Genomic DNA, 8741 nt, shown 5'->3' on the forward strand with positions numbered 1-8741 from the left:
TGTAATCTTGCCATTGCTATTTACTTTATACAATTGCTTTACGAAGGTATTTACTAATAACACGGTATGCAATGAAGCATTAAACCAATGCGGATAGGAGACCTGTTATTTCGATTAAAGAATTCAATTTTATTTCGCTGACGTTATTAACCACAGAAATCTTGATATAGATCAATAAAGCATTCAATTCATCGTCAATATAAACATAATCGAGCTTTAATTTTGCTTTGTGTAAATAACTGAATATACTTCAGTTAATTAAAAAGGATGATAGTGAATGCAATGCACAGTAATAAAACATTAATTAATGAAGAAGTTCATTTTGATGAGTCACAAGAGCTTGTTTCAACAACCGATTTACGCGGTGTTATTACCTACGCTAATACAGAATTTTGTACAGTTGCTGGTTACTCAATACAAGAGCTTGTTGGCAAAAATCATAATATAGTTCGCCATCCAGATATGCCCAAAGCGGCTTTCAAAGAAATGTGGGAAACATTAAAACAAGGTCATTCTTGGCGCGGCATGGTCAAAAACCGCTGTAAAGATGGCCGTTACTATTGGGTTGACGCTTTTGTTACGCCAATTTTTGAACATGGCCAGCTGGTTGGCTACCAATCAGTAAGAACAAAACCGAGCCAAACGCTCAAAAACAAAGCGCAAAGCTTATACAACACCCTTAATGCTAATAAATCATTATTTAGTATTCGCGAACAAACCGGAGTAAGGCAGGGTATCACCATCGCATGTGTCTTACTTTGGTTGATAAGCTCTGCAGTATTTGCCCCAATGGCCATTACTTTACTTAACGTTATTGTTTGTATATTGGTAATCGCCCTAAATTACGATGAGCTTGTTGCAACCCCAAAAATATTGCGCGAGCATAAAGCTAAATCGGACTCTGTTTCTCGCTATATATACAGCGGTACCACAGCCCACAGCGTTAGTGACTTCAAAGAACAACTGCTAAATGCCAAGTTGCGAACTGTTCTTGGGCGAATGAAAGATTCAACTCTTAATTTTAATAGTATTGCGACTAATTTAGACAAACAATCAACACTTACAGAGCAAGGAATTGCTTCTCAGGGTGAGCGCTTGGAACAGATTGCATCTGCGATGACTCAAATGGGATCGACCATTGGCGAAATTTCAGTAAACACAGCTGAAACGGCAGATAAAGTAAACGCAACGCATAGCAGTTGCTCTGAAATCAAAATACACATTGCTGATAATAGTAATATGATTTCTGAACTAGCAGTGCAAGTTGAGCATGCAGCAACCACCGCAAGTAGCTTGGCCTCAGAAGCTGATAAGATTGGTCAGGTAATGAGTGAAATAGAAGGTATTGCAGATCAAACAAACCTACTTGCACTTAACGCAGCAATAGAAGCAGCTAGAGCGGGTGAGCATGGCAGAGGGTTTGCTGTCGTTGCCGATGAAGTAAGAACTTTATCGTCTCGTACACAAAGTGCTACAACACAAATTCACAGCTCAATAAAAGAAATACAAGATACTTTATTTAGCTGGTCAAAAGTGATGCAAGACACAAAAGAGCAAGCCGATAATTGCGTTAGTACCACAGAAAAAACGCAAGTGGAGCTAGAAGGTATCTTTTCTCAAATTAGTGAAATATCGCATTTAGCCATTCAAATATCGTCTGCAGCAGAAGAGCAACAAATGGTGAGTAACGATATCAGCAACAATGTGACTGATATTAAAGCCTTTGGCGATAACAATTTGAGTTTAAGCTTTGAAGTAGCTAAAGGTGCAGCAGAACTGGTTGAAGGCTCACGAAAAGTAAATGACTTGCTATTAACTTTTAAAGTATAAACATTATAGGTTGAAAAACCGCTTAGTTTCAGGAGATAGGCAACTAAGCGGTTTTTATAATTATTTACCGGCTAGTAAATACTAACCCATCACTGCCAGCATCAATAACAATGACACATCCCGGAATATAATCACCATTAAGTAACTTTTGCGCCAACGGATTTTCAATTGTTTGTTGAATGGCCCGCTTTAATGGACGTGCGCCGTATACAGGATCAAACCCACTTGCAGCAATAGTATCGAGCGCCGCATCGCTAATTTCTAGTAAGTACCCCATCTCAGTTAAACGTTCACGTAACTTCATTAACTGAATATCAGCAATTTCTTTAATGTGCTGATTCGCTAGCGGATGAAATACCACGGTTTCGTCAATGCGGTTTATAAACTCAGGTCTGAATTCACTGATCAATACATCCATTACTTTTGATTTAAGTGTTGCGTAATCATTATTACCCGCCTGCTCTTGAATAATATCTGAACCTAAATTTGAGGTCATGATGATCACGGTATTTTTAAAATCAACAGTACGCCCTTGTCCGTCGGTTAACCTACCATCATCAAGCACTTGTAATAAAATATTAAACACATCAGGGTGTGCTTTTTCTATTTCATCAAGCAATATGACCGAGTATGGCTTACGGCGAACAGCTTCTGTTAAGTAGCCCCCTTCTTCATACCCTACGTACCCAGGAGGCGCACCTACTAAACGGGCAACAGAATGTTTTTCCATAAACTCAGACATATCGATGCGCACCATGGCATCTTCTGTGTCAAACATAAACCCAGCAAGGGCTTTGGTAAGCTCTGTTTTACCTACGCCTGTTGGCCCTAAAAACAAAAATGAGCCAATCGGTCGGTTTGGATCAGCAAGCCCAGCTCGGGAGCGACGAATAGCGTTAGACACCGCAACAACGGCCTCGTCTTGCCCTATTACCTTACTGTGCAATCTATCTTCCATTTGCAGCAGTTTTTCACGTTCACCTTGCAGCATGCGTGACACTGGAATACCAGTCCAACGAGAGAGTATCTCTGCAATTTCATCTTCGCCTACTTGGTTTTTAAGCAGTGTCATGTCTTGCATTTCGGCTTGTGACGCTAAGTCTAATTTGCGTTCAAGCTCGGGGATACGACCATATTGCAACTCAGACATGCGCTGTAAATCACTTGCTCTGCGAGCAACGTCTAAGTCGAGCCGAGCTTGCTCAAGCTCAGCTTTAATTACTTGCGTACCTTGCAGTGATGCTTTTTCTGCATTCCAAATTTCATCGAGTTCGCGGTATTGGCCGTCAAGATCGGTTATAAGTTCTTGCATTTCACTGCGGCGTTTTTGACTCGCCTCATCTTTTTCTTTAGCGAGAGCATTATCTTCAAGTTTTAACTGAATAATGCGGCGCTCAAGCTTGTCCAATGATTCAGGCTTCGAATCGATTTGCAAACGAATAGAAGAACCTGCTTCATCAATTAAATCTATTGCTTTATCGGGAAGCTGGCGGTCGCTAATATAGCGATGCGAGAGTTGTGCGGCAGCAACAATTGCAGGGTCGGTTATTTCAACTGAGTGATGCAGCTCATAACGTTCTTTTAAACCACGTAATATTGCAATAGTGTCTTCAACTGAAGGCTCTTCGATTAATACTTTTTGAAAACGGCGCTCAAGGGCTGCATCTTTTTCTATGTATTTACGGTATTCATCTAGTGTGGTTGCCCCTACACAATGCAACTCGCCACGAGCGAGTGCTGGCTTGAGCATATTGCCTGCATCCATTGCGCCATCGCTTTTACCTGCACCTACAATGGTATGAATTTCATCAATAAATAAGATGACTTGACCTTCTTCTTTTGCCAACTCGTTTAAAACCGATTTTAAACGCTCTTCAAATTCACCTCTAAATTTAGCACCAGCAACCAAGGCTCCTAAATCAAGTGACAGTACACGTTTATTTTTTAATCCCTCTGGTACTTCACCATTAATAATACGCTGCGCTAAGCCTTCTGCTATGGCGGTTTTACCCACTCCAGGCTCGCCAATAAGTACCGGGTTGTTTTTAGTTCTGCGCTGTAATACCTGGATGGTACGGCGTATTTCGTCGTCTCGACCTATAACGGGGTCAAGCTTGCCTTGCTCTGCACGCTCGGTTAAATCAATTGTATACTTTTCTAAAGCTTGGCGCGTTTCTTCCGCATTCGGATCATCAACTTTTTGACCCCCACGGATTGCTTTTATGGCGCTTTCTATTTTTGTTGCAGTGATATTAAGCGATCTCAAAATATCCCCAAGCGGGCCTTTGTCATCGCACGCAGCAAGAACAAATAACTCACTAGAAATAAATTTATCTTTGCGCTTTTGAGCGTACTTATCACATAAATTTATAAGCGTAGCCATATTATTAGATAACTGTACATCGCCCCCAACGCCTTCAACTTTGAATAGCTTTTCTATTTCTTGTGATAACTTTGTATTAAGCTCGTCTGCACTTACACCTGTTTGAGCAAACAAGGCACGAACGCTTGAACCACTCTGTTGGAGGAGTGCATACATTAGGTGAACGGGTTCAATAAATTGATGATCACGGCCAAGGGCAAGTGATTGCGCATCAGAAAGCGCAGATTGAAATTTACTTGTAAATCTATCTAAACGCATGAGGGGTTACCTATTAAAAAATCTAATTGATTAATAAATGGGTATGTTGCACGATTTGTTCAAGGTACGAAAGAAAATATATTCACTAAATGATTAATTACTTGCGCCAGATCAAACTAGCCATTCGCCCTGTTTGCCCATCTCTTCTAAAAGAGAAAAATAAATGTGATTGAGAAACTGTGCAGTACTCACCACCAGCAATAGTTATTACCCCTAGCTGTGATAATAAAATACGCGCTATACCGTATATATCAGCATAATACTTGTTATTGAGGTGCGGCTTGAATGCATCTGAGAATAAAGGCGATTGACTATTAAATGCTTCAAAAACCTCTACACCAACCTCAAACTGATCAGGCCCTATTGCCGGACCAAGCCAAGCATATATATTTTCTGGTTTAGCGTTGAAGCATTTAAGTGTATTTTGAATAATGCCTTGCTTTAACCCTCGCCAGCCACCATGAATAGCCGCTACCTCAGTCCCATCATTACTTGCAAGCAATATAGGTAGGCAATCGGCAGTCATTATAGCCAAAGGTTGGTCAACTAGGCGCGTATAGAGTGCATCGGCATTATGTAATTTATTAAAATCAAACTGCTGATCAACTGTAATTACATCTGCGCTGTGAATTTGATTTAGCCAGATAGCTGGATTTGGAAGGAAGTTATTTAATACTGAGCGATTTTTTAAAACGTCAGCTTGGCTATCATTAACATGAAGCCCCAAATTTAAACCGTTATAGGGTGCCTTTGATACGCCGCCTTCACGTGTGGTACTGAGAGTACCCACATTGTGAAGGCTTTGCCATGTTGCTGATAGCAACTGCATTATTTATCGATATCTGGGTTAGCCTGAGTATCTTCACGAAGTGCTAACGTCATTTCTACCATATCATCTGGGATAGGTGCTTGCCACGTCATCATTTCGCCCGTAATCGGATGCGCAATACTTAGTTTTACCGCATGTAACGCTTGGCGTTTAAAACTTCTAAGCAGTTCAAACAATTGCGGTGTTGCACCCTTTGGTGGACGCGGGCGACCGTTGTATGACTGATCACCAATAAGTGGGTGGTTTAAATAAGCCATGTGCACACGAATTTGGTGTGTACGGCCTGTTTCTAAACGCAAGCGCAAACGCGTATGCGCACGAAATTTTTCAGCAACACGGTAATGAGTAATAGCAGGCTTACCCATTTCATGCACAGCCATATGAGTACGCTGTGTTGCATGACGACCAATTGGTTTTTCAACCATACCACCCGCTGTCATAGTGCCGTTACAAAGCGCTTCGTATTCACGAGTGAAGTTTTCACGCTTTTGTAGTGCCTTAACAAGGTGTGTTTGCGCCTGAATTGTTTTAGCAACAACCATTAACCCTGTTGTATCTTTATCTAAGCGGTGCACAATACCTGCTCGTGGCACATTAATAATGTCAGGGTAATGGTGTAATAATGCGTTAAGCACTGTGCCATCTGGGTTACCAGCACCAGGATGAACCACTAATCCCATAGGTTTATTAATAACTAAAATATGGTCATCTTCATAAACAATGTTTAAGTCGATATTTTGTGCAAGGTATTCACGCGGTGCTTCAATGGTTGTTTCAACATTTAACACTTCACCGCCTAACAGTTTTGTACGCGGTGTGTTTAATATTTCGCCATCAACGGTGATTTTATCATCCAAAATCCAAGTTTTTATACGTGAACGTGAATAATCAGGGAACAATTGCGCTAATACTTGGTCTAGACGTTTACCACCTAAGTCGGTTGGAACCTCGGCTTGAAGAGAAATTTGCTCTGTCATTCGTAACTTTACCCAATTTACCAGTGCAAGCTTTGCTCGACTGGGTTAGAATCGCTTTTAATAAAAGCATAATATAATACGTATAGTTTACTCGGTTTTACCGACTTGGCCTAGCCGAAGACATCGAAGGTAACAAATAAAATGATAAATAAAATAGGGAAACGTGCATTTGCCATCGTTTTTTCAGTTTCGGTACTTAGTTTAGGTGCCTGTTCGTCAGCACCTGACCAAGAAGACATTCAACGTGTACCAAATAGATCAGCACAAGCTTTATACGAAGATGCAAAAGAAACACTAGATTCAGGCTTATATGCCCGTGCAATTGAGCTTTTATCAGCGATTGATTCGCGCTACCCATTTGGGCCATTCTCAAAACAAGTGCAAATGGATTTAGTGTATGCTCATTACCAGTCGGGTAACACTGAACAAGCATTAGCAACCATTGACCGTTTTATCCGTTTGAATCCAAATCATAAAGATCTAGATTACATGTATTACATGCGTGGTTTGGTAAATATTAAAGCAGACAAAAACGCGTTCCAAGAATATTTTGGTATTGATAGAGCAGACAGGGATGCGAACAGAACCCGCGTTGCTTTTACTGATTTATCAACGCTTGTAAAACGTTTTCCACAAAGCGGTTACGCACCAGAAGCAAAACGTCGCTTAGTATGGTTATTAAACCGTATGGCACGTTACGAGCTAAAAGTAGCTACATACTACTATGAGCGCGAAGCGTACTTAGCAGCTGCTAACCGTGGTAAATTTGTTGTTGAACACTACTCACAAAGTAGTTACTTAAACGCAGCCCTTGATATGATGCAAAAAAGCTATGAAAAATTAGGTTTAACCGAATTAAGTCAAAACGCTAAAAAAGCACAAGCGCTGAATAAAAGAACACAGTAAATACAAAAAAGGCGCTTTAAAGCGCCTTTTTACTGCCTAAGCTATTTAAGCTTAAATTAGATTGCGTCTTCATCTTCCTCAGCGGTACGAATACGAACTACACGCTCAACCTCAGTGACAAATATTTTACCGTCACCAATTTTTCCGGTTTGTGCAGTTTTAACAATAACTTCAATCGCGCGATCTACACTTTCGTCAGCAAGTACTATATCAAGCTTCACTTTTGGCAAAAAATCAACCATATATTCAGCACCACGATAAAGCTCAGTGTGCCCTTTTTGACGACCAAAGCCTTTTACTTCACTCACGGTCATGCCGTTAATGCCCACCTCTGACAGCGCCTCGCGTACATCATCAAGTTTAAACGGTTTTATAATTGCTTCTATTTTTTTCATATTAATTACTTTTTAAAGCCTTAGATGCCACGATTTTAGACAATCATAAGGTTCATAGCAAACAAAGCAATTGAATTACGGTGATAAATTAATCAGCCATGATATAATTTTGTCCATATAAGAATCGCAATACAAAAATTAGCTGTAAATGAGATCGTTATGAAAATTAAACAATCAGGATTCACACTTTTAGAATTAATGGTAACCGTCGCAATTGTTGGCATTATAGCGTCTATCGCTTTTTGGAATAGTAGCGACATGTTAGAAGAAAACCGTGCTGAAAATTTTTTACTTGAGCTGAAAAGAAACATTAGCTACGCGCGTTCTCAAGCTGCAAGCACCGATGAAATAGTTGTTATATGCGCAGCCCAACATGGTAGAGTAAAAAATATTGAAGATACCTTCGACTGCAAGAAAAAATGGGATGATAATAAAATTATTGTTGTTTTTATCGACTCAGATAACAGTGGCCACTACAACAAATCTACCGACTCATTATTGCGCGTAATGGAAAAAATTAGCCTGGAAGATAAAATCAAATTTACAGGTAACTCGAGGCGGCTACGGTTTAATACCAGTGGCCGAATTACAACAAACCCAGGAGAGTTTGTTTTTTGTCCTAACAACGGCACAGATAACAATAAAGCCCTCAGCGTTTCTCAATCAGGTACGGCGTTTTATTTAGGTGATAGTGCAAAAACTTGCGATTAAAAAACAACCAATTTAGCTTGTCATATTTTATTCATTTACTAAACTAAATTAAAAGATAATTAATTTAGGACTTCAGGGATGAGGTTATCAATATCGAAATGTAAAGGGATCACGCTTCTTGAACTAATGCTTACACTCGCTGTTGTAAGCATTATCAGTCAAATATCTATGTGGTACTACCCAGATTTTCTAGCAAAAAACCGGCTAGAGAACCACGTTAACCTTCTGCATCGAACTATTAATTATGGTCGACTTTACGCAATTGAAAATAGTACTTACGTTACGCTTTGCTCGTTAAACGAAGGCGAATGCTCAAAAGATGAATGGGATGGTCAAATGTCTTTGTTTATCGATCTAGATAAATCAACAACATTAGATGACGATGAATTGTTACTTAGTACTTTTGAAAGAATAAATGAGGCTGATGCGCTTGAATACCCTCGCACTGCAAT

8 protein-coding genes are annotated in these 8741 nt (G+C 40.0%); 4 read left to right on the top strand and 4 right to left on the bottom strand.

Features of this window, described 5'->3' with window-relative positions; translation table 11 throughout:
• Positions 1–282: 282 nt before the first annotated feature.
• The gene (locus BCG07_RS07850) at positions 283–1830 is read left to right on the top strand and encodes a methyl-accepting chemotaxis protein (protein WP_286889695.1); all 1548 of its coding nucleotides are present in this window, start codon (positions 283–285) and stop codon (positions 1828–1830) included.
• Positions 1831–1894: 64 nt separating this feature from the next.
• Here the strand turns inward: BCG07_RS07850 and clpB are convergent, their stop codons facing one another.
• The 3 genes from clpB to rluD all read right to left on the bottom strand — a co-directional run bounded on the left by clpB (position 1895) and on the right by rluD (position 6277).
• Positions 1895–4471, bottom strand: coding sequence for an ATP-dependent chaperone ClpB (gene clpB / locus BCG07_RS07855; protein ID WP_006792794.1), 2577 nt, complete (start codon positions 4469–4471; stop codon positions 1895–1897).
• 97 nt (positions 4472–4568) lie between these two features.
• Entirely contained in the window at positions 4569–5300 is a 732-nt protein-coding gene (pgeF, locus tag BCG07_RS07860) for a peptidoglycan editing factor PgeF (RefSeq protein ID WP_286889688.1), read from the bottom strand.
• Positions 5300–6277 (bottom strand): 23S rRNA pseudouridine(1911/1915/1917) synthase RluD, encoded by a 978-nt coding sequence (gene rluD, locus BCG07_RS07865; protein ID WP_286889690.1) that lies wholly within the window; start codon positions 6275–6277, stop codon positions 5300–5302. Before rluD ends, pgeF begins: the two co-directional genes overlap by 1 nt.
• A 141-nt stretch (positions 6278–6418) precedes the next feature.
• Between rluD and BCG07_RS07870 the strand changes: the two genes are divergently transcribed.
• The gene (locus BCG07_RS07870) at positions 6419–7183 is read left to right on the top strand and encodes an outer membrane protein assembly factor BamD (RefSeq protein WP_006792791.1); all 765 of its coding nucleotides are present in this window, start codon (positions 6419–6421) and stop codon (positions 7181–7183) included.
• Positions 7184–7239: 56 nt separating this feature from the next.
• On the opposite strand, the gene glnB is transcribed toward BCG07_RS07870, so the two are convergent.
• The gene (glnB, locus tag BCG07_RS07875; protein ID WP_006792790.1) at positions 7240–7578 is read right to left on the bottom strand and encodes a nitrogen regulatory protein P-II; all 339 of its coding nucleotides are present in this window, start codon (positions 7576–7578) and stop codon (positions 7240–7242) included.
• A gap of 159 nt (positions 7579–7737) precedes the next feature.
• On the opposite strand from glnB, the gene BCG07_RS07880 reads away from it, so the two are divergent.
• Together BCG07_RS07880 and BCG07_RS07885 are read left to right on the top strand one after the other, a co-directional pair.
• Entirely contained in the window at positions 7738–8289 is a 552-nt protein-coding gene (locus tag BCG07_RS07880; protein ID WP_286889692.1) for a GspH/FimT family pseudopilin, read from the top strand.
• Between the two features lie 78 nt (positions 8290–8367).
• On the top strand, positions 8368–8741 hold a 374-nt coding region (locus BCG07_RS07885), incomplete at its 3' end, for a GspH/FimT family pseudopilin (protein ID WP_286889694.1).

The sequence above is a fragment of the Pseudoalteromonas sp. ESRF-bin5 genome (assembly GCF_002632075.1).
GTDB classification, from domain to species: Bacteria; Pseudomonadota; Gammaproteobacteria; order Enterobacterales; family Alteromonadaceae; genus Pseudoalteromonas; species Pseudoalteromonas marina.